The sequence below is a fragment of the Synechococcus sp. R5-12 genome, from assembly GCF_047502655.1.
Lineage (GTDB): Bacteria > Cyanobacteriota > Cyanobacteriia > Thermostichales > Thermostichaceae > Thermostichus.
Genome location: NZ_JANSIM010000052.1, coordinates 1 through 1,994 on the forward strand (window position 1 = coordinate 1; position 1,994 = coordinate 1,994).

Sequence of the window (1,994 nt, forward strand, 5' to 3'; positions counted from 1 at the left end):
CCCGCTCCGTACCGCTTAGCGGTCGGAGCCGGGTAGTTTACGCTCTCACTTGCGCCTTGCTCCAAGAAAACCCCTGGCCTGAAGTGCCATCAACTGGTCAACCCAAAAACCGAGGGAACTGTCGGATGAGCGGATTTGAGCTGCCTTTGACGGTGGAAGTGTTGCGTTGGTTAGCGGGCGGTCAGTTGGCGGAGCGCCTGGAGCGGGCCGTGCGCCTGTGGGTACTGCTCCACTGCCTCTATGGCGAAAACCGCTGGCCAGACCTGCCGGAAACCTTTGGCTACACCCACATCCGGGATCGCTTGCTCTCACCACGGCACCCCAAGCAGGATCTGGCACAAGGGATCCCTTCACCCTGTCCTGATGTTGACTGCATTTGCTGGAAACCCTTGAGGTTTTGGCTGAAGGATCCCAACCCATTGGCCGCCTTAAAAGCAGAAGTTCCGGATCTGGAAGCGCTGCTATCTGCTCAACCCTTTCACAAGACCCATCGCACACTGCGCAAAGAGCTGGATTACCTGGCTGCCCGGGGTTGGCTGCAACAAATTCAGGCCAACTCTAGGCGGAGAGATAATTTTCGCTGCCGTGCGCCGGGGGATCGTCCCCAACTGCCCGTATCTTCATCGGCTTTGACCTTATCGGGCCATCAACTGGAACAGATCTATCACATCCTCAGCGATGTGGCCTTTGTACATCCAGATGTGCAGGTTTTGCTGGATGAAATCTGGGCCAACCAAAGGACTCCGTCCCGCTGGCGCGATCAGCACTCCCAGCGGCGGCTGTTTGTCTGGTTTGAGTACATCCTCTCAGACGAACAGCAAGAACGGGTGGATGAATATCAAAGCCAGCTAGAAGCCCTTTGGGCCAACCCAGAAGCAGGGGTGATCGGTTTTGACTACGCCACCCGCCAACATGGGATCCGACACGTTCTCACTTACCCAGTCTGTTTGTTCTATGCCCGCCGCGCCAAGTATTTGGCAGCCTTTGGCCAGCTTCCCACCCCCGAAGGATCCCTGGGCTGGCACAATTTCCGCTTAGATCGGATCCAGTCTGAGCGCTTGGCGGTGATTCCCTGGGACGCTCCTTCCATTCCGCCAGAGCTGGCAACCCGCAAACGGCAAAAGAAGCTGCCCAGCCCAGAGGAAGTCCAGGTGGCATGGGAAGAGGCCTGGGGATCCGATTTTTACCTGCCCAAGGCTTTGTTGATCCTTCGATTTTCCCCGGAGTTTGCCCGTCGCTATGTGGAAAGCACAGTGCGACATCCCACCTTCCAGCCCATTGCCTACGAGCGGATCCCGGCTTTGGTGCAACGGGCAGTGGCGGATGCGCGGGAGCGCGAACAGATTTTGAACATTGTCCGGCAAAGACCAGCCAGCGACCGGTACTTCCGCGCCTGGGTACGGGTGGGAGATACCAATTTCACCATGCGCCTGCGGGATTGGCGGCCCAACGGCGAGGTGATCGCTCCCCCGGCCTACCGGGAACAGATGGCTCGAGAAGCTCAGGCAGAGCTGCAGTTTTATCGCCCCGACCTGAAGCTTTCTTGACCTTCCTGCCCATGACCACCCTCTACCTAACCGAGCCGGGGACTGTGGTTCACTGCCAAAACCAAACCCTGCTCATTCGCCGCCGTGGTCAAGAGCAGCTTTGCCGCCTTGCGGAGGTGGAGCTGGTGGTGGTGTTGCCCGGGATCCAATTGACCAGCGCAGCTTTGGCCCAACTGCTGGATCGAGGCATCGAAACCATTTTTTTGCGTGCGGATGGCGGTTTTCGCGGTCGCCTGCAGGGATCCTTCTCCACCAACTCTGAGATCCGTCTGGCCCAGTATCAGCGGGCCTACTCCCCCTGGGGGCTGAGGTGGGCCAAGGTGATTGTGCGCGGCAAGATTCGCAACCAACGGGCAATTCTACAACTGCACAACCGGGCTACCCGCGGCCAAATTGCCCCCTTACAGGAGCATGACTCTAGTCAATAATAAGCTCAACTATACTGAA

Annotated in this window: 2 protein-coding genes; both read left to right on the forward strand. The window is 58.1% G+C overall.

Features of this window, described 5'->3' with window-relative positions; translation table 11 throughout:
• Positions 1-125 precede the first annotated feature (125 nt).
• A complete protein-coding gene (locus NW843_RS03615) occupies positions 126-1,547 on the forward strand; it encodes a TIGR03985 family CRISPR-associated protein (protein ID WP_414522140.1) in 1,422 nt (473 codons plus the stop codon).
• Positions 1,544-1,975, forward strand: coding sequence for a CRISPR-associated endonuclease Cas1 (gene cas1, locus NW843_RS03620; RefSeq protein WP_414522141.1), 432 nt, complete (start codon positions 1,544-1,546; stop codon positions 1,973-1,975). Before NW843_RS03615 ends, cas1 begins: the two co-directional genes overlap by 4 nt.
• Positions 1,976-1,994: the final 19 nt, after the last annotated feature.